This is a genomic window from Methylibium sp. Pch-M (genome assembly GCF_004136295.1).
GTDB classification, from domain to species: domain Bacteria; phylum Pseudomonadota; class Gammaproteobacteria; order Burkholderiales; family Burkholderiaceae_C; genus Methylibium; species Methylibium petroleiphilum.
On record NZ_CP029606.1, the window covers coordinates 314,807 to 333,848 of the forward strand.

At 67.5% G+C, this 19,042-nt stretch carries 13 protein-coding genes and 2 tRNA genes; 3 read left to right on the forward strand and 12 right to left on the reverse strand.

Going from position 1 to position 19,042, the window contains the following annotated elements:
* Positions 1 to 46: 46 nt before the first annotated feature.
* Positions 47 to 667: a hemerythrin domain-containing protein gene (locus C1M51_RS01470; protein WP_242499904.1), complete on the reverse strand. Its 621-nt coding sequence runs from the start codon at positions 665 to 667 to the stop codon at positions 47 to 49.
* A 283-nt stretch (positions 668 to 950) separates the two neighbouring features.
* Between C1M51_RS01470 and C1M51_RS01475 the strand changes: the two genes are divergently transcribed.
* Positions 951 to 1,397, forward strand: coding sequence for a PA2169 family four-helix-bundle protein (locus tag C1M51_RS01475; protein WP_129447912.1), 447 nt, complete (start codon positions 951 to 953; stop codon positions 1,395 to 1,397).
* Positions 1,398 to 1,420: 23 nt separating this feature from the next.
* Positions 1,421 to 1,696 carry a hypothetical protein gene (locus C1M51_RS01480; protein ID WP_129447913.1) on the forward strand — a complete coding sequence of 92 codons (276 nt, stop codon included), beginning with the start codon at positions 1,421 to 1,423 and terminating at the stop codon, positions 1,694 to 1,696.
* A 5-nt stretch (positions 1,697 to 1,701) separates the two neighbouring features.
* Here the strand turns inward: C1M51_RS01480 and C1M51_RS01485 are convergent, their stop codons facing one another.
* On the reverse strand, positions 1,702 to 3,327 hold the full coding sequence (locus C1M51_RS01485; protein WP_129447914.1) for an NAD(P)/FAD-dependent oxidoreductase: 1,626 nt from the start codon (positions 3,325 to 3,327) through the stop codon (positions 1,702 to 1,704).
* Positions 3,328 to 3,572: 245 nt separating this feature from the next.
* Between C1M51_RS01485 and C1M51_RS01490 the strand changes: the two genes are divergently transcribed.
* On the forward strand, positions 3,573 to 4,226 hold the full coding sequence (locus tag C1M51_RS01490; RefSeq protein WP_129447915.1) for a 2'-5' RNA ligase family protein: 654 nt from the start codon (positions 3,573 to 3,575) through the stop codon (positions 4,224 to 4,226).
* Positions 4,227 to 4,264: 38 nt separating this feature from the next.
* Here the strand turns inward: C1M51_RS01490 and C1M51_RS01495 are convergent.
* The 10 genes from C1M51_RS01495 to C1M51_RS01540 all read right to left on the reverse strand — a co-directional run bounded on the left by C1M51_RS01495 (position 4,265) and on the right by C1M51_RS01540 (position 18,827).
* Positions 4,265 to 4,340 (reverse strand) — tRNA-Lys (locus C1M51_RS01495).
* 38 nt (positions 4,341 to 4,378) lie between these two features.
* Positions 4,379 to 4,454 (reverse strand) — tRNA-Lys (locus C1M51_RS01500).
* Between the two features lie 41 nt (positions 4,455 to 4,495).
* Positions 4,496 to 5,272 (reverse strand): ThiF family adenylyltransferase, encoded by a 777-nt coding sequence (locus C1M51_RS01505; RefSeq protein ID WP_207207785.1) that lies wholly within the window; start codon positions 5,270 to 5,272, stop codon positions 4,496 to 4,498.
* Positions 5,269 to 6,060: a tol-pal system protein YbgF gene (ybgF, locus tag C1M51_RS01510; RefSeq protein WP_129447917.1), complete on the reverse strand. Its 792-nt coding sequence runs from the start codon at positions 6,058 to 6,060 to the stop codon at positions 5,269 to 5,271. The genes C1M51_RS01505 and ybgF overlap by 4 nt, the downstream gene beginning before the upstream one ends.
* Position 6,061: 1 nt before the next feature.
* The gene (gene pal, locus C1M51_RS01515) at positions 6,062 to 6,601 is read right to left on the reverse strand and encodes a peptidoglycan-associated lipoprotein Pal (RefSeq protein ID WP_129447918.1); all 540 of its coding nucleotides are present in this window, start codon (positions 6,599 to 6,601) and stop codon (positions 6,062 to 6,064) included.
* 61 nt (positions 6,602 to 6,662) lie between these two features.
* The gene (gene tolB, locus C1M51_RS01520) at positions 6,663 to 7,928 is read right to left on the reverse strand and encodes a Tol-Pal system beta propeller repeat protein TolB (protein WP_207207786.1); all 1,266 of its coding nucleotides are present in this window, start codon (positions 7,926 to 7,928) and stop codon (positions 6,663 to 6,665) included.
* A gap of 459 nt (positions 7,929 to 8,387) precedes the next feature.
* Positions 8,388 to 9,863, reverse strand: a complete 1,476-nt coding sequence (gene rng, locus C1M51_RS01525) for a ribonuclease G (protein ID WP_129447919.1) — start codon at positions 9,861 to 9,863, stop codon at positions 8,388 to 8,390.
* A gap of 39 nt (positions 9,864 to 9,902) precedes the next feature.
* A complete protein-coding gene (locus tag C1M51_RS01530) occupies positions 9,903 to 10,670 on the reverse strand; it encodes a 4'-phosphopantetheinyl transferase superfamily protein (protein WP_165349624.1) in 768 nt (255 codons plus the stop codon).
* Positions 10,671 to 10,701: 31 nt separating this feature from the next.
* Complete coding sequence (locus tag C1M51_RS01535) at positions 10,702 to 17,370, reverse strand: non-ribosomal peptide synthetase (protein ID WP_165349625.1); 6,669 nt, start codon at positions 17,368 to 17,370, stop codon at positions 10,702 to 10,704.
* Entirely contained in the window at positions 17,367 to 18,827 is a 1,461-nt protein-coding gene (locus tag C1M51_RS01540; RefSeq protein WP_129447922.1) for an oligosaccharide flippase family protein, read from the reverse strand. The genes C1M51_RS01535 and C1M51_RS01540 overlap by 4 nt, the downstream gene beginning before the upstream one ends.
* Between the last annotated feature and the right edge of the window lie 215 nt (positions 18,828 to 19,042).

Below are 19,042 nucleotides of genomic sequence, written 5' to 3' on the forward strand. Positions count from 1 at the left end.
CGGTCCGCCGGAGACCGATCGGCCGCCCGGGCCGGTCTCGAGCGCTCTAGACGGACCTCGCCGTCGCCCGGCCGGCCAATGCCTCCAGCGCGGAGCCCAGACCCAGCAGGGTCGGTTGCGCTTCGGTGATGCGCCTGAAGACATCGGCATACACCGTATCGCCCTCGCCGCCGGCGAGCGGGTCGCGGTTCAGCAGGAAGGCCGCGTCGAGCTCGCTCCAGTCCTGATCACCGAGCACGCGCTCGGCCATCGGCAGCACCATCGCCTCCTCCGTGCGCATGTGGTTCAGGTAGAAGTGCATGTAGGCTGTCATCGACCGCTCGAAACGCCCGCGTCGCTCCTCGCCCTGGGGCGTCTCGGCCATCACCTCGAAAGCCAGCAGTTCGTGTTCGAGCCTGCGGATGAACTGCTCGCCCTGGGCATGGTCCTGATCGAGCCGGTTCAGCACAGCGGTGCGCTCTGCGCTGCGCGACCGCAGCATCGGGAACAGCAACCGGCTTTCCTTGGCATGGTGCAGGCGCTCGGGAAACTCGTCGACGTAGAAGAGCATGGCGCGCAGCATCCCGAAGTCCGGCAGCGTTCCGCGCCGGCGATGCTCGCCCAGCATCAGGTGGATGGCGCGCAGCATCGCAGACAGCGCCCGATGCTCCTGGCGAATGATGGTCAAGCTGGCGTGCACGGGGACTGATGCAGTGTAAGAAAGCGTACGGCCACGGCAAGAAGCCCCCGCCGCGCGTCGGTCGCTAGCGTCGATCCAGACTGCTCAGAGGGCCTTGCGCCAGATCAAGGGGGCGTTCATTCGCAGCGAAGGAGACACGGTGTAGGCGCGTTCGTACAGCACGCGGCGCGATCGCCCTACTGCCTTTGGACTGCAGGCCACCCATCATCGAGTGACCACGGCCCCATCCACCCTGGGTGGTCCCACTTGCCCAACTTCGAGGAGTCATCCCATGAGCGACAAGCAAGTCATCCACATCCTGAACGAACTGATCGAAACGTCGAAGGACGGCCAGTACGGATTCGCGAAATGCGCCGAGCGGGCCGAGTCCGTCTCCCTCAAGCAAACGCTGCAGGCCCGTGCCGCGGAATGCGAAAGCGCCGCGGTGGAGTTGCAGGCCCTGGTCTTGCAGCACGGGGGAAGCCCCGAGGATCATGGCAGCGTCGCCGGCGCCCTTCATCGGGGATGGGTTTCGGTGAAGGATGCATTGACCGGCAGCAGCGATCACGCCTTGCTGGAGGAGTGCGAACGCGGCGAGGACGCGGCGCTGGCCCGTTATCGCAAGGCGCTGAAGCAGCCACTGCCGATCGACGTGCAGCAGACCCTCGGCCGGCAGTTGCTTGGGGTGCAGGCCAACCACGACCAGATCAAGGCGCTGCGCGACAGCGTGACGTCCTGAGTCCTGCAACCGACGCTTCGCACATGTCGGACACCGGCTACGACTCCTTCAACAACCGCGTCGAACTGGCTTCGGCGCGGATTGCAGGCTGCTTCTCTTGCCTGGCCATCTTCGAGCCGGCCGACGTGGTGAGCTGGACGCACGGCGAATCCACCGCCATGTGTCCGCTCTGCGGCGCAGACACGGTCCTGCCCCACGTCGGCAGCCTCGCGACGTTGCGGGCCGTGCATGCCGGGCTGCTGGACAACTGCGACGAGACGATCCCGGCCGTGCTGACGCTGACGCCCGAGACCGACTAGCAGACTCAGCGCATCTCGAAACCCGGGTAGCCACCGGCGGCCAGTTCTTCGCAGCGCTGGCGGTATTTCCCGACCCCACCGATGTACGACAGCATGCGGCGCTGCTTGCCCTTGACATTGGTTCCCATGTACCAGGAATCGGTCTTGACCAGCAGCGTCGCGTTGGAGGTCTCGTCGTGGTGAGCCACCCATTCGTCTTCCAGCGACCGGCTGGGCTCGATGACGGTCAGACCTTTGCGGCGAAGCGCCACCAGGCACTCGGTGATCCAGTCGACCTGCTGCTGCAGGCAGGTGGTCATGTTGCAGAAGGCCGCCGACGGCGCCAGCGGCGCCCCGGTCGTAAAGAGGTTGGGATAGCCGTGCACCTGCAGGCCCATCGTCGTGCGGATCTCGCGGCCCCAGTCTTCCTTGAGCGAGCGCCCACCGCGACCGCGGATGTCGATGCGCGTCAGTGCACCCGTTCCCGCATCGAAACCCGTCGCCAGGATCAGGATGTCGAGTTCGTGGAGCTTGCCGTCCGCGGTTCGCACACCCTCGGGCGTGACGCACTCGATCGGCGACGCCTTCACGTCAACGATCTCGACGTTCGGGCGGTGGTAGGCCTCCAGGTAGTTGGTGTCCAGCGGCACGCGGTTGGTCCCGAAGCCGTAGCTCGTGGGGATCAACTTCTCGCACAGCACCGGGTCCTTGAGCCGCTCGCGCATCTTCCCGCGCACGAACTCGGAGACCTCGGCGTTGACCTTTTCGTCGAAGAACATTTCGGAGAACGAGGCCAGCCACAACGCCAGCGAGCCGTCGTTCCAGAGCTCCTCCAGCACGGCGATCCGCTCCTCGGGCGTCCTTTCGGCCCAAGTGCCGTAGCCGCCGAAGTCGTAGACGTGGCCGGCGAAGGTGCGCTGCACGCGTTCCTTCATCTCGTGGAAGCGGCTCGAGAACCCGGCCCAGACCGCCTCGGTGTACTTCGGGTTGTTCATCGGGATGGTGTATTGCGGCGTGCGCAAGAACACCTTCAGGTGGCCGACCTGACTCGCGATCGTCTGGATGACCTGGATGCCCGTCGCCCCGGCGCCCACGATGCCCACGCGCTTGCCGGTGAAATCGACCGGCTCCTTCGGCCACCGCGCGGTGTGGAACAACTGGCCCTTGAAGCTGTCCTGACCGGGGAACACCGACGTCAGCGGCGCCGACAGCATGCCGCAGCAGGTGATGAGGAAGCGCGCCTGGACGGTATCGCCCTGGTCGGTCGTGATCGACCAGCTCTGCGCAGCTTCATCGTAGTGCGCCGCCTCGACGCGCGTGCTGAACCGGTAGTGCTTGCGCAGGTCACAGCGGTCCGCCACGTAGTTCAGCCAGCGCTCGGACTCGGGTTGCGCCGGGAAGCGCTCGCTCGGCTTCCACCCCTTGTAGAGCTCTTCCGAGAACCAGAACTGGTAGACCTCGGCCGTGGAATCGAACCGGGCGCCCGGGTAGCGATTCCAGTACCAGGTGCCACCGACGTTGGAGCCGGCCTCGAAAGCCTGGACGTCGAACCCCTGCTCGCGAAGGCGGTAGACCTGGTACAGCCCGGCGATGCCTGCCCCGATGACCACGGCGTCCACCTTGGTGGTCTTGGCAACGGTCTTGTCGTTCATCACGGTCCCCTTCACTTGGTGATTTCAGCGGCCGTGACCGAGCGTCGCGTCACGGGAGAAGCGCGGTCCAAGGATGGAGGAGCGAAGGCAGCATTTCCGTCACGCAGGCGACAGAGGCCATGGGATGTAACCCTTAGACCGGCCGCCGCCGTCGGACAACGAATGACCCTGAGTCGTCGGTGCCATTCGAGGCTCGCGTGAAAACCCGTTTGCCACCAGGAACATCGACCCGAGGAGCGGATGCCATGCCCGATCAAATGAGCCTGCCAGGAGTCCCTGCCGAGCCCGCACTGTTCGAGCCTGAGGTCGTCCGCGGGCGCGCGGGCCAGTTGCGTGGCTACAACCTGTTCTTTGCACTCGTCCCTCTGCCTGACGACGCAGAACACCTTGCACAGGTCGGCGCCGAGCTGCGCAGGCGCCACGGGCTGCGGGGTCCGTGCCTGCCACCTCAGAACCTGCACGTCAGCCTGCATGCGGTCGCGGGCTACGCCAACAGGATCCCTCGATCGGATATCGACGCTGCCCGGGCCGCGGCTGCCCGAGTGACCTGGCCGGGTTCGTCCATCGTGTTCGATCGCGCCTGCAGCTTCGACACCGCAGGCAACAACCCCTTCGTCCTGCGCTGCGATGCTCAAAGCGATGACGCCGTGACCCGACTGCGGGACACACTGGGGGACGAACTCCGCCGCGCAGGGCTCAGGCCGAAGCCGTCCCGCACACCCCACATGACGCTGCTCTATGACCCGATACTCGTACCAGAGCACCTCATCGAACAGACCGAATGGATCGCCGCGCGATTCACACTGATCCTCAGCCACCAAGGCCACGGACATCACGAGAGGCTGGGCGGTTGGCCATCGCCTGATGAGGGATCTCGCGCGCGCGACAGCCAGAAATGACAAAGGCCCCGCACTGTCGTGCGAGGCCTCGTCTTTCTTGGTGGGCCCTGAGTGACTCGAACACTCGACCTACGGATTAAGAGTCCGCTGCTCTACCAACTGAGCTAAGAGCCCGTGAACTGGCCACGGTGTGCACCCCGTGAGGAGCGCCTTGGTGGGTTGTGCGTGACTCGAACACGCGACCAACGGATTAAAAGTCCGCTGCTCTACCGACTGAGCTAACAACCCGCCGTAGAGCCGCTCATTATAGCCAGACTTTTTTCTCGGATTCAAGTCTGCGCTTCACGGACCACGAGGCTCTCGATGATCTCACCTGCGGCGACCAAACCGAAGGTGGCCGTGACGCTGACGGCGGATCCGTAGCCATGGCAGTTGAGGCTGCCGTCAACGCGACAAGCCTCGTCGGGTTCGCTCACGGCCTCGCGCGAGAACACGCAGCGCACGCCGATCGCCCCCTTGCGCGCCGCCGCGTGCCGCTGTCGCAGGCGCTGCCGGAGGGACGCCAGCAAGGGATCGTGGGTCACCTCGGCGAGGTCTTCGACCTCGACCGCTTGCGCGCGGCGCTTGCCGCCGGCGGCCCCCACCGATACATAGGGCAAGCCGGCGTCGAGCGCCCACGCCGCCAGCAGCGCCTTCGCGCGAACCTGATCGCAGGCGTCCACCAGCGCATCGACGCGTTCCGGCAACAGCGCCGGCCAGTTGTCGGCCTCGACAAAAGCTTCGACCGCATGCACCCGGCACGCCGGATGGATCTGCGCGATGCGATCCCGCAATGCCAGCACCTTGGCCTGGCCGAGGGTGGCATCGAGGGCTTGCACCTGCCGGTTGATGTTGGACTCGCTGACGTGGTCGAGGTCGATCAGCGTGAGTGCGGCCACGCCGCTGCGCGCAAGCGCCTCGGCCACCCAGGAACCGACGCCGCCGACACCGACCACGCCGATCCGGGCCGCCCTGATCCGACGGTAGCCGGCCTCTCCGTAGAGCCGCCGCAGGCCGCCGAAGCGGCGCTCCAGGTCGGCTTCGTCCGGCTCCGGCAACGCGCTCACTTCAATGAGGCGAGCCGCTCACGACCGGCCTGCGCGGCCTCGCTCTTCGGGTAGTTCTTCAGCAGTTCGTCGAGCGTGCGGCGTGCGGACTTGGTGTCCTTCAGCTCGAGCTGGCAGTTGGCGATCGACAGCAGGGCCTCGGGCGCACGCGGGTGGTCGGGCGCCGCAGCCACCAGCGCGCGGAAGGACGGGATGGCGTCCTTGTAGTCGCGCTTGCCGTACTGTGCATTGGCCAGCCAGTACAGCGCCGCAGTCGAGTAGCCGCTGCTGGGATAGCGACGCTGGAAGGCGCTGAAGGCGTTGACCGCGCCGGCAAAGTCGCCCTGCCGGAGCACGTTGACGGCCTCGCCGTACAGCCGCGTTTCCTCCGGCTCGGCGAGGAATTCCTTGCCGTCCAGCGTGACTTTCTGCGGCTCCATCTTGCGCAGGCGTTCGTCGATGCCCTGCTGCACGTCCTTCTGTTTGCGCTGCAGTTCAGCCACATCGCGCTGCAACTGCTCGTCGCTGCCACGCAGCTTGGCCAGGTCCGCGCGCAGCTGCTCGATGGTGGTGTTCAGGTCGAGCACGCTGCGCCGCAGCTGGTTCACCTGCTCGGTCAAGTCGGCTTCGCGCGCCTTGGCGGCCTGATCGACCTGGTCGATGCGCGCTCGCGCATCGAGGATCGCACGGCGCGCCTCGTCGTCGTCGAACAGACCGGCCTGTGCGGCCCCGGCACCCAGCAGTGCCGCAGCCAGGATCGCCGGGCGCCAGCCGGCGATCCTGGCCACCGTGACGGTGCTGCGCGTCATCTCAGCGGTCGCGCAGTTCGGCACGGCGGTTCTTGGCCCACGCCGCCTCGTCGCTGCCGGTGACCGCCGGACGCTCCTTGCCATAGCTGACCGACTCGATCTGCCCGTCCTGCACGCCCAGCAGCGTCAGCGACTTGGCCACCGCCTCGGCGCGCTTCTGGCCCAGCGCAAGGTTGTACTCGCGGCCACCGCGCTCGTCGGTGTGGCCTTCGATGACAACGCGCTTCTTGCGGTCGCTGTTCAGCACCTTGGAGTAGTTGTCGACGATCGGGCGGTATTCGTCCTTCACCAGGAAGCTGTCGAAGTCGAAATAGACCACCTTGCCCAGCGCACCAGCCTGCTGAGCCGACAGGTCGACGTTGGCGACCTGCGACTGGCTGGTCCCGCTGGCCGAACCGCCGGCGCCGGCGCCACCGACCGGAGCGGCCGTGCGGCTCTCCACCGGCGGCTCGTCCAGCTTCACCGGCGAACTGCAGCCGGCCAGGGCCAGAGCGGCCAGCAGAGTCAGGGCGGGGGTGGAGCGGCGGATCATCGACATCATGGTTCTCTCCTCATTGGTAAATGGTGGTCGATCGACGAAAGGGGGGCGGGCCACCGCGGACTCAGCGTCCGTAGGGGCCCCAGACCGGCTCGCGCACATCGGCCTGGGTCGACACGAGGCGGGCCTTGATCTTGCCGTCGGTCGTGGTGGTCATCAGCACATCGCGGCCGCCGTCGCGGGTGGCGTAGATGATGAGCCGGCCGTTCGGTGCGAAGCTGGGGCTTTCATCGTCCTTGGTGTCGCTCACCGCGCGGGCGGTTCCGCTGGCGAGGTCCATCACCTGCACCCGGAAGGCGCCGCCGTCGCGCGAGATATAGGCCATCGTGCGCCCGTCCGGGCTGATCGCCGGGCTGATGTTGTAGCTGCCGCCGAAGCTCACCCGCTCGGCATTGCCGCCGCCGGCCGGCACGCGGTAGATCTGCGGGCTGCCGCCCCGGTCGCTGACGAAGTAGATCGATTTGCCGTCCGGCGCCCACGTGGCCTCGGTGTCGATCGCACCGCTGCTGGTCAGACGTTTCACGCCCTCGCCGTCGCGCCCCATCACGAAGAGCTGCGAGCCCCCGTCGCGACTCAGCGTCAAGGCAAGCTGGCGACCGTCGGGCGACCACGCCGGCGCGCTGTTCGAGCCGCGGAAGCTCGCCAGCGTGCGGCGCTTGCCGCTGGCGACCTCCTGCACATAGACCACGGCCTTGCGACTCTCGAAGGACACGTAGGCCAGTTCACGGCCATCGGGCGACCAGGCCGGCGAGATGATGGGCTCGGGACTGGCGAGCGCCGACTGGCCGCCTTCGCCGTCGGCGTCGGTGACCCACAGCGTGTAGCGCCCTCCCCCCTTGGTGACGTAGGCGATGCGCGTCGAGAACACGCCCTTCTCGCCGGTGAGCTTCTCGTAGATGGCGTCGGCGATGCGGTGCGCCGCGAGGCGCAGGTCGGCGGCCGGGACCGCGTAGCTCTGGCCACCGAGGTCGCGGCCCTTCACCACGTCCCACAGACGGTAGCGCACATCGAAACGGCCATCGGCCAGGCGCGTCACCGAGCCGCCGACCAGCGCGTCGGCGCTGCGGCCGCGCCAGTCGCTCATCGCCGGCTGGGAACCTTCGTCGAGCACCACGCCGGCGGTGTCGAGATTGCGGAACACCCCGCTGCGCTCGAGATCGGCCCGCACGATGGCGCCCACCGGCTGCGGCGCCTTCTCCTCGTCGCGGAACTTCACGACGGCGATCGGCAACTGCGTGGCGCCGACGCCGGAGATCTCGACGCGGAACTGGGCCAACGCGGGCGGCAGCGCCGCAGCGAGCGGCAGTGCCACCAGGCTGCGGCGCAGCATCGAGGGAGGAGAAGACAGGGCTCGAAGGTGGGTCATGCGGCAGAGTGAGCGGCCAGAGCGCCCGCATCGCGGATCGTCGTGTCGAGACGGGGCTCGATGTGAGGCATGCTGTCGGGGAGGAAGGGTCCGTCGGAAGAAGCGACCGAGGCATCCGCAAGCGCGGGCTCGTGCACGGTGTCGCCGGCACGGCGCACCACGCCGCAGCGCAACAAACTCGATACCCGGGCAGGATACCAGCCGGCACCGGCCGTTCGCACCCCAGGGCCCGAGGAAAGTCGTGACACGGTGTAGAGCGCCGTCGGCCCCCCGCGGGCGCCGACGCAAGGCGCCTCGCTGCTGCAGAGGACGATCACGGACGATGACATGATTCGGCCGGCATTGTAGGGACACAAAAGCAACGGAGTGCACAAGGCCCGCGGGCCGACTGCACTACTGCGCCCACGGGTGGAACGCGATCCGCTACAGCAGCACGATGTCGTAGGCCTCGGGCGAGAGCCCGGGCTCGGTCTGCAGCGACACCGGCTTGCCGATGAAGTCGGACAGGCCGGCGAGGTGCTGGCTCTCCTCGTCGAGCAGCATCTCCACCACCGCGGCGCTGGCGACCACACGGAACTCCTTGGGGTTGAACTGCCGCGCCTCTCGCAGGATCTCGCGCAGGATGTCGTAGCAGACGCTGCGCGGCGTCTTCACCTGGCCCTTGCCCTGGCAGGTGGGGCACGGCTCGCACAGCAGGTGGGCCAGCGATTCGCGGGTGCGCTTGCGCGTCATCTCCACCAGGCCGAGCTGCGTGAAGCCGCTCACCGTGGTCTTGGTACGGTCGCGCGCGAGCTGCTTGCGCAGTTCGGCGAGCACCGCGTTCTGGTGCTCCTCTCGAGCCATGTCGATGAAGTCGATGATGATGATGCCGCCCAGATTGCGCAGCCGCAGCTGGCGGGCGATGGCGAGCGCCGCCTCGAGGTTGGTCTTGAAGATCGTCTCGTCGAAGTTGCGCGCGCCGACGTAGCCCCCGGTGTTGACGTCGATCGTCGTCAGCGCCTCGGTCTGGTCGATGATGAGGTAGCCGCCGCTCTTCAGGTCGACACGCCTCGCCAGCGCACGCTCGATCTCCTGGTCGATGCCGAACAGGTCGAAGATCGGACGCTCGCCGTGGTAGTGCTCGAGCTTGGCCACCGAGCTCGGCATGTACTGTTCGCCGAACTCCTGCAACGCCTCGTACTGCATGCGCGAATCGATGCGCACGGCGTGGGTCTGGTCGTGGGTCAGGTCGCGCAGCACCCGCTGCATCAGGTTCAGGTCCAGGTGCAGCAAGGTGCCGGACGGCGCCTTGAAGGCGCGCTCGCGGATCGCGGTCCAGGTCTTGCGCAGGTAGGCGATGTCTTCCGCCAGCTCGGCGTCGGTGGCCTCCTCGGCATTGGTGCGCAGGATGAAGCCGCCGCTGCTGCTGCTGCCGCCGTTCGGCGGGGCCACCAGGGCCTGCATGCGGGTGCGCAGTTGCTCGCGCAGCTCGTGCGATCCGATCTTCTGGCTGATGCCGATGCGGTCGTCCTGCGGCAGGAACACCAGCAACCGGCCGGCGATGCTGATCTGCGTCGACAGTCGCGCGCCCTTGGTGCCGATGGAGTCCTTGATCACCTGCACCAGCAGTGCCTGGCCCTCGAACACCTGACGCTCGATCGGCGCCGGCGGCGGGTTGTCGCGGCCGGGCGCGTCCTCGCGGTGCAGGTCGGCCACGTGCAGGAATGCAGCCCGCTCGAGTCCGATGTCGATGAACGCGCTCTGCATGCCCGGCAACACCCGCACCACGCGACCGGCGTAGATGTTGCCGACCAGCCCCCGCTCGAGCGTTCGCTCGAGATGCAACTCCTGCACCGCACCGTTCTCGATGATGGCGACACGGGTCTCCTGCGGAGACCAGTTGATCAGGATGTCTTGCATGCAGCCATGGTAGCCGGCGCGTCGAGCGGGACCTGTCGGCTACTCCCCGGACCGGGCGGCCCACGCTCCGCGGACGCCGTGCCACGCCGCCTCGTCGCACAAACGCACGGGTTGCGCCGGCCCCGGGTAGGCCAGGCAGCCGAGGTGCCGATCGTCGATCGCCAGATCGACGAAGTTCCACGGTCCGGCCGCTTCCGGGGCATTCCGGTCGTAGAGCAGCCCGACGCGTCCGTCGACCGCTGCGCCGATGCTCACGAGCTCCGGCGAGCGCTGCAGCCCGTTGCCAAGCGCCTTCAGGTAGGCCTCCTTGCGCACCCAGCACCGCACGAACTGGAATGAACGGCGGGCCGGCGGGCACTGCTCGAGGGCGACCCGTTCCTCCGGTGCCAGCGCGACAAGATAGTCGTCGAGACCGCGCTCGATCCTCGAGTCGAGTTTCTCGACGTCGATGCCCACGCTCACGCCGTTCGCGAACGCGTGGAGTATCCAGTCGCCAGAATGGCTGCTGTTGAAGGTCAACATCCGTCCCGCCGGCACGAGGTGGAGCTTGCCCAAGCTGTCGGCAGCGATCTCCGTGCGACCGTTGCCGCTGCCGAGGTAGTGACCCAGCAGCATCTGCAGGCTGGCTCGTCCCCCCTCGAATCGAAGGCGGTCCTCCGGCCGGCGCAAGCGCGCTGACCGCCAGCGCTCCTCGCCGTCAAGCAGGTCGCGGTGCCAGTCCTCGCCGGCTGTGGAGAACGCAGCCGTGGCGACGCGCCACACATCGATACCGGGCAGCGGCAGCCGGCTGGCAGCGGGGGACGGCATCACGGCATTCGACGGACGGCGGGAGGGCCGGTCAAAGCCCCTGCAAGCGCGTCTTGACCAGCAGCGCAGCCAGCACGTCGGCGTGATCCGCGTCCAGCATCTCCTTGTGGATACAGTCCATGGATTCGCGATGGATCTCGCCGCGCACCAGCGGTCGCCAGCCCATGTAGGGGTCATCGATCTCACCGATCTTCAGCTTGTCCTGCGTGCTGCGCACCAGGGTCAGCGAGCCGGGGTAGAGGGTGGGCTCGTAGGCTTCCGACGCGTCGTACACGATCGCGGCGCTTCGCTTCTGCGCCTTGCCGATGCGTGTCTCGGCCAGGGCACCGAGGTTCTCGAGCAGATCATGCCCCGAACGCTTGAAGATCGTGGTGAAGAACCAGCGAACGTAACGCGCCATACCCGAGGGGCCGAGCGTCGCGGCTCGCTTCACGTAGAGCTGCAGCCGGACCGGCCAGGGATGGCGCCCCGGAAAGCCGGGGCCGACGGTGTCGAGGAGCACGAGTTGCTCGACCCGCTCGCCGGCCGCGTGCAGGCGCTGAGCCAGCTCGTAGACGAACACGCCGCCCATGGAGTGCCCGGCCAGACGATAAGGCCCGGCCGGCTGGACGCGACGCAGGTCGTCGAGCATGCGCTGCGCCATGTCGCCGAAGCTCCAGTGCTCGAGCGCCACCGGGTCGAACGCCATCGGGTCCAGCACGAACAGCGGCTGCGAAGCACCCAGCGCCTTCGACAGGGCGTTGAATACCAGCAGCGAGCTGCCGTATCCCGAGACGAAGAACAGCGGCAGCTCGTCGCCCTCGGCCTGGATCGGAACCACACAGGTCTCCGGAGGCGCGCTGGTAGCCCGCGCCAGCAGTTGTGTGAGCTGGCGCACCGTCGGCGCCTCGATGATCGACGCCAACCGCAGCGGCTGGTGGAACTGGCGCTCCACGCTGGCCAACAACTTCAGTGCCATCAGCGAGTGGCCCCCGAGGTCGAAGAAGTCGTCGTCGATGCCGATCGGCGAGATGCTCAGCACCTCTTCCCAGATCGCGACCATGCGCCGCTCGGCGTCATCTCGCGGTGCCGCGTAGGCCGCCTCGCGGTCGGCGGCCTGCGGTTCGGGCAGCGCCGTGCGATCGAGCTTGCCGTTCGCGGTCAGCGGGAAACTGTCGATGAACGCGAATGCCGTCGGGATCATGTAACGCGGCAGCTTCTTCTCGAGCTGGATGCGCAGGTCCGCGATCACCGGCGGCGCGGCCGGGTCGGCGGTCACCAGGTAAGCCACCAGACGTTCGTCGTTCGCGGCGTAGCTGCGGGCCAGCACGAGGCTTTCCCTGACGCCCAGGCAATCGTTGAGCGCGCACTGGATCTCGTCGAGCTCGATGCGGAAGCCGCGCAGCTTGACCTGGTGATCCACCCGCCCCATGAACTCCAGCGTCCCCTCCGCGCGCCAGCGCGCCAGGTCTCCCGTTCGGTACAACCGACCGCCCTCACGGAACGGGTCGGCCACGAAGCGCTCGGCCGTCAGCTCCGGTCGGTTCAGATAGCCTCGCGCCACCCCCACCCCGCCCACGTACAACTCCCCGATCACCCCGATCGGCACGGGCTCCCCGTGCCCATCCAGCACGTAGCAGTGCATGTTGTCCACCGGGCGCCCGATCGGCACCGTCGCCCCCACGCCGCTGATGTCCACCTCAGGCAGGCACGTCGCATCGATGCTGGTCTCGGTCGGTCCGTAGAAGTTGCCGATGCGCACCTTGAGCTTGCGCACCACCTCGCTCGCCAGACTCCTCTCCAGCGCTTCGCCCCCGCACACGATGTAGCGCAGGCTCCCGCATCCCTTCAGGTCCGGCTCCGCCAGCATGGCCTTGAGCGCCGAGGGCACCACCTGCAGCACCGTGACGCCGTGCCCGCCGATCGCCTCGATCACGCTCGCGCTGTCGCGCTCTTCCCCAGCCTGCAGCACCACCACCGCCGCCCCGACGTGCAACGGCACCAGCATCTCCACCAGCGCCGGATCGAAGCTGATGCTCGTCTTGAACAGCATCCGGTCCCGGGCCTGCAGGCCCACCGTGCGCCCGAACCACTGCACGTGGTTGCTGATGCCTTCGTGCAGCACTTGCACGCCCTTGGGCCGCCCCGTCGAACCCGAGGTGTAGATCACGTAGGCCAGATCCTTCGGCTCGACCCCCACGCAGGGGTTGCCTTTCGCCGGCCCGCTCCACAGCGCCTGCAGCGGCTCTTCTTCCAGGCACAGCACTTCCACCCCGGTCGCGCCGGCTCCCCACGTGCGCATCGCCTCGCGCGCCTCGCAGTCCACGAGTACCCAGCGCGCCGCGCTGTCTTCAAGCATGAAGGCCAGTCGCTCTTCAGGGTAGCTCGGGTCCAGCGGCAGGTAGGCCCCGCCAGCCTTGGCAATCCCCAGCAGCGCCACCACGGTGTGCATGCTGCGCTGCATGCACACCCCCACCAGCGCCTCCCGGCCCACGCCCAGACCGATCAGGTGGTGGGCCAGCGCGTTGGCTCTGTCGTTGAGTTCGGCGTAGCTCCAGCTTCCCTGCCCCTCCTGCGTCGACAGCACCGCCAGTGCTTGCGGCGTGCGCTCGGCCTGCCGTTCGAACAACTCGTGCAGGCGCTGCACTTCGTTGGGCTGCCGGCGGCCTTCCCAGCCTTGCAGCAGCAGCGCCTTCTCCACCTCACCCAGCAGCGGCAGCCGGTCGATGGCCTGTCCTTCGTCTCTCACGATGGCGCGCAGCAGTTCGCCATAGTGCTCGCTCAGCCGGCGCACCGTCTCTTCTTCGAACAGCTCTCGGCTGTATTCGAATTCCCCTCTCAGTTCACCCTGCACTTCCGTGAGCGAGAGCCCCAGGTCGAACTGCGCCTTGCCCGTGTGCACGGCCATGCGCTCGGCGCTCACGCCCTGCAGGTTCAGCTCCCCCTGCGGCGCGTTCTGCAGGTCGAAGACCACTTGGTACAGCGGGTTGTGTCCGATGCGGCGCTGCGGACTGAGCTCCGTGACCAGCCGGTCGAAGCTGAGGTCCTGGTGTTCGTAGGCCTGCAGCGCTCCGGACTTCACCCTCTCCAGCAGTTCCGAGAACCGCGGCCGTCCGCTCAGGTCGGTGCGCAGCACCACCATGTTCACGAAGTACCCGATCAGCCCCTCGAGCTCTTCGTGCGGCCTCGCCCCCGTGGGCGTGCCCACCGCAATGTCCTCTTGCCCGCTGTGGCGCATCAGCAGCACCTTGTATGCCGCCAGCAACACCATGAACAGCGTCGCTCCGTGCCGCCTCGCCAGCTCCTTCAGCCCCCTCACCTCCGCAGCGTCGGCCTCGAACCTCACCACCCCTCCGCCACCTTCGCCTCGCCCAGACCTCTCCCGGTCCGCCGGCAGCCTCAGCTCCTCCAACCCCGCCAGCCGTCCTCCCCAATACCTCAGATCGGCTGCGCTGGCTTCACGAGCCTCCTGCTCCTGTTGCCACAGCACGTAGTCGGCGAACTGGACGGGCAGCCGCTCGACGACAGGCTTCTCGCCCCGAAGACCGGCGGCATAGAAATGTTCCAGTTCGCGCATCAGCACGGCCACGGACCACCCATCCGAGACGATGTGGTGCATGACGATCAGCAACGCATGGTCGTCTTGCGCGTTGCGGACAAGATGTGCACGCAACAGTGATTCGCCGTCGAGCCGCATCGGCTGCGCGACGAGTTCCTGCAGGTGTTCGCTCAGCCGGTCTTCCCGGGACGCGGCTTCTCCCTGCTCGCCCTCGTCGTCCAGAGCGTGCACCCGGATGGCGACCGCCACGGTGGGGCTGATGCGCGGGAGCGGCTGCCCCTCATCGTCCTCGACAAAGCCTGTTCTCAGGCTCTCGTGCCGATCGACCACCGCTTGCAACGCCGTCTGCAGGGCCTCGATGTTCAGACGCCCGCGAAGGCGCAGCGCATGAGAGATGTGGTACGCCTCGCTCGATCCCTGCAGACGGTCGAGGAACCACAGTCCCTTCTGCGCGCCGGACAGGGGCAGACGCGCCGGCCGCTCGGCGCGCCACCACGGCATGGTGCGTGTCTGATCGAGTCGAGCTCCCTCGGATTGCAGGCGCTTGGCCAGCTTGGCCAGGACGGGCGCCTCGAACAGCACATTGACCGATGCCTTGACGTTCAGGAGCCGGCGTGCCCTCGCCATCATCTGCGATGCGAGCAGTGAGTCGCCACCCAGCTCGAAGAAATGGTCCTGGGATTCGATTCGATCCAGGTTCAGCACTTCACACCAGATGCGCGCCAGCAGACGCTCCATCGGATCGTCCGGCAGGTCATCATCGCTGCGTTCGGACGAGCGCTCCCGCCCGGACAGGGCCAGCAGGGCAGCCCGGTCGATCTTGCCGTTCGGTGTCAGGGGAAAGGCGGGCACAACCGTGATGGCAGACGGCAGCATGTGCTCGGGCAGGCGCTGCTTCAACTGGGCGCGGACCGCCTCGGGGCGCACGCCCTCGCCGACCAGAAAAGCCACCAGCCGGGGATGGCCCGGACTGAGTTCCTGCAGCACCGCCAGCGACTCCCTGACGCCCAGGCAATCGTTGAGCGCGCACTGGATCTCGTCGAGCTCGATGCGGAAGCCGCGCAGCTTGACCTGGTGATCCACCCGCCCCATGAACTCCAGCGTCCCCTCCGCGCGCCAGCGCGCCAGGTCTCCCGTTCGGTACAACCGACCGCCCTCACGGAACGGGTCGGCCACGAAGCGCTCGGCCGTCAGCTCCGGTCGGTTCAGATAGCCTCGCGCCACCCCCACCCCGCCCACGTACAACTCCCCGATCACCCCGATCGGCACGGGCTCCCCGTGCCCATCCAGCACGTAGCAGTGCATGTTGTCCACCGGGCGCCCGATCGGCACCGTCGCCCCCACGCCGCTGATGTCCACCTCAGGCAGGCACGTCGCATCGATGCTGGTCTCGGTCGGTCCGTAGAAGTTGCCGATGCGCACCTTGAGCTTGCGCACCACCTCGCTCGCCAGACTCCTCTCCAGCGCTTCGCCCCCGCACACGATGTAGCGCAGGCTCCCGCATCCCTTCAGGTCCGGCTCCGCCAGCATGGCCTTGAGCGCCGAGGGCACCACCTGCAGCACCGTGACGCCGTGCCCGCCGATCGCCTCGATCACGCTCGCGCTGTCGCGCTCTTCCCCAGCCTGCAGCACCACCACCGCCGCCCCGACGTGCAACGGCACCAGCATCTCCACCAGCGCCGGATCGAAGCTGATGCTCGTCTTGAACAGCATCCGGTCCCGGGCCTGCAGGCCCACCGTGCGCCCGAACCACTGCACGTGGTTGCTGATGCCTTCGTGCAGCACTTGCACGCCCTTGGGCCGCCCCGTCGAACCCGAGGTGTAGATCACGTAGGCCAGATCCTTCGGCTCGACCCCCACGCAGGGGTTGCCTTTCGCCGGCCCGCTCCACAGCGCCTGCAGCGGCTCTTCTTCCAGGCACAGCACTTCCACCCCGGTCGCGCCGGCTCCCCACGTGCGCATCGCCTCGCGCGCCTCGCAGTCCACGAGTACCCAGCGCGCCGCGCTGTCTTCAAGCATGAAGGCCAGTCGCTCTTCAGGGTAGCTCGGGTCCAGCGGCAGGTAGGCCCCGCCAGCCTTGGCAATCCCCAGCAGCGCCACCACGGTGTGCATGCTGCGCTGCATGCACACCCCCACCAGCGCCTCCCGGCCCACGCCCAGACCGATCAGGTGGTGGGCCAGCGCGTTGGCTCTGTCGTTGAGTTCGGCGTAGCTCCAGCTTCCCTGCCCCTCCTGCGTCGACAGCACCGCCAGTGCTTGCGGCGTGCGCTCGGCCTGCCGTTCGAACAACTCGTGCAGGCGCTGCACTTCGTTGGGCTGCCGGCGGCCTTCCCAGCCTTGCAGCAGCAGCGCCTTCTCCACCTCACCCAGCAGCGGCAGCCGGTCGATGGCCTGTCCTTCGTCTCTCACGATGGCGCGCAGCAGTTCGCCATAGTGCTCGCTCAGCCGGCGCACCGTCTCTTCTTCGAACAGCTCTCGGCTGTATTCGAATTCCCCTCTCAGTTCACCCTGCACTTCCGTGAGCGAGAGCCCCAGGTCGAACTGCGCCTTGCCCGTGTGCACGGCCATGCGCTCGGCGCTCACGCCCTGCAGGTTCAGCTCCCCCTGCGGCGCGTTCTGCAGGTCGAAGACCACTTGGTACAGCGGGTTGTGTCCGATGCGGCGCTGCGGACTGAGCTCCGTGACCAGCCGGTCGAAGCTGAGGTCCTGGTGTTCGTAGGCCTGCAGCGCTCCGGACTTCACCCTCTCCAGCAGTTCCGAGAACCGCGGCCGTCCGCTCAGGTCGGTGCGCAGCACCACCATGTTCACGAAGTACCCGATCAGCCCCTCGAGCTCTTCGTGCGGCCTCGCCCCCGTGGGCGTGCCCACCGCAATGTCCTCTTGCCCGCTGTGGCGCATCAGCAGCACCTTGTATGCCGCCAGCAACACCATGAACAGCGTCGCTCCGTGCCGCCTCGCCAGCTCCTTCAGCCCCCTCACCTCCGCAGCGTCGGCCTCGAACCTCACCACCCCTCCGCCACCTTCGCCTCGCCCAGACCTCTCCCGGTCCGCCGGCAGCCTCAGCTCCTCCAACCCCGCCAGCCGTCCTCCCCAATACCTCAGATCGGCTGCGCTGGCTTGCTTTTTCATGGAACCCATATCTGACGTCATCCGATCGCTCAATGGCTTGCACGCGTACGCAGCGCCGACCTGACGGCCGAGACGGCCGACTCGAACGACGCCGGCGCGAGCCAGCGCAACATGCAGGGATAGGTCACTGCGCCGGCCAGCGCTGCGGCGGCCACGGCGACGTACTGCGGCCACACCGGCGCGAGCAGATGGTGGACCGACCAGACCACGGCCGCCATCGGCGCGCCAGCGAGCAAGGGGGTGAACGCCGCGGTGGCCTGCGCCCGCACGCTCATGCCGACGACGCTCGCCAACACGAGCGCGCCGGCCGGCCAGAGGATCAGCTCCTTCGCGACGCGAACGCCGGCCACTGCCTCCAGCCCCCAACCGACGACCGCAAAGACCATCGCCGCCTGCACGACCACGTCAGCCACCATCAACATGATGGCCAGCGTGGAACGGCCGACGCCCCGCAGCATCGCGACCCCCAGCTCCGAGGCCGGCAGCAGCAGGCCACCGAGCAGAAACAACTGGACCACCGTCGCAGCACCCGCCCAGCGGGCTCCAAACACCAGGTCGATCAAGGTCGGCGCCAGCACGACCAGTGCGAGGTAGAGCGGAATCACCACCAGGGCCGTCGCCAGGATCGTCTGCCGCATCAGCTTGCGCAACGCCTCCGGCTGTCCTTGCGAACGCGCCGACATCACCAACGTGACGTCCCAGGCCGGACCGATCAGGATGTCGCCGATCTGTTCGAGCAGCCGCTCTGCCATCGTGTAGATGCCCACCGCGGATGCACCGAGATAGTTGCCGATCACCAGGCGCGGAATCATCCGGTCGATGTACAGCATGGCCACGCCCGCCAGGGAGCCGATGTTGAAATTGAGCAGCTCCATGAACGCCTTGCGCTCGATCTCGAACCCGGGCCGCCAGCGCGTCGCGATCATCGCGCCGAGCATCGTGAAGCCGACGCGAGCAACCTCGTTGACGATGATGCTCCAGATCCCCGCGCCCGACACCGCGAGCGAAATCCCAAGCACGCTCGCGATCATCGAACCGAAGGTTTCGACGGTGGCGACCGCCTTGAAACGGCCTTCGCGGCGCAGCAGCGCCCGGTGCACGCCACTCACCGCCCCCAGCGGCAAGCTGATGGCGCGCCAGCCGAGCACGGTCGCGACCTCTGCGGGCCCACCCACCAGCGCCGCGATGCCATCGCTGAACGTGCTGATCACCACGAAGCTGATGAAGCCGAAGCCGAGCAGCAGCCAGAAAGTGGTGTTGGTGTGCGCCGGGCGCAGATCCTTCTGCTGGATCAGGCTCTCCGCCAGCATCCCGCCGGTGATGAGCTCGACGACGCCGACGGCCACCCAGGCCATGGCCACAACGCCGAAGGCCTCCGGCCCGAGAAACCGGGCGAAGGCCGCCAGCGTGATGAAACCGAGAAGTACCTGCGCTACTTTTCCGACGGTACTCCAGGCCACTCCATGCAAAAGATTGACGTTGTATTTCATGTTGTTGAGCAGGGCACCCACCCTGCCGCGGCCGCGCCAAAACCGCGACTCCCTCGCAAGCCTTCAAATTCCTGACGGCCGACAGAATAGCGCCCGCATTTCACGCCGCGTGAGCGTCGACTCACGTTCGCGCTCAAGGGCAGCACTTGTTCACAGTCGTAACAGCCGGCGGCATAGATTCCGTGAGAATGCCCCGAAGGCACGGTGGCTCAAGC